Origin of the sequence: Halomonas sp. SIMBA_159 (assembly GCF_046536035.1) — a bacterium.
Taxonomy (GTDB): domain Bacteria; phylum Pseudomonadota; class Gammaproteobacteria; order Pseudomonadales; family Halomonadaceae; genus Vreelandella; species Vreelandella venusta_A.
In genome coordinates this window covers 1-278 of sequence record NZ_JAWJBT010000414.1, presented here as the reverse complement: position 1 = coordinate 278, position 278 = coordinate 1, and the positions used below count along the sequence as shown (strand labels likewise).

Sequence of the window (278 nt, the reverse complement as noted above, 5' to 3'; positions counted from 1 at the left end):
GCGTAATCGAACATGGCGTGGTGGTGCCGGAAGGCGTGCGCTATACCGGCGAACTGGAGCGCGGCATTGTCGTCGTGAATCATCTCGCTCAGCGCGGCCGGCGCCTCGGCGCCGACGTATTCGCCGACGTGCGCACGCGCGTGCCGCTCGACCTGGTCGGCATGGACGCCGAGCGGCTCGACGGCATTGGTGAAGTCGGCAATCTGGATCTCGCCGCGTTCACCGCGCGCTATCGCTTCTTCTTCAATCCGATTCGCTGGACCAGTCTCGGCCTCGCC

At 66.2% G+C, this 278-nt stretch carries 1 protein-coding gene; it reads left to right on the top strand.

Translation table 11 applies throughout. The features are described 5' to 3' along the window. Positions 1–278: hypothetical protein (locus R0J87_RS19840; RefSeq protein WP_498888403.1), on the top strand; the 278-nt coding region annotated here is incomplete at both ends.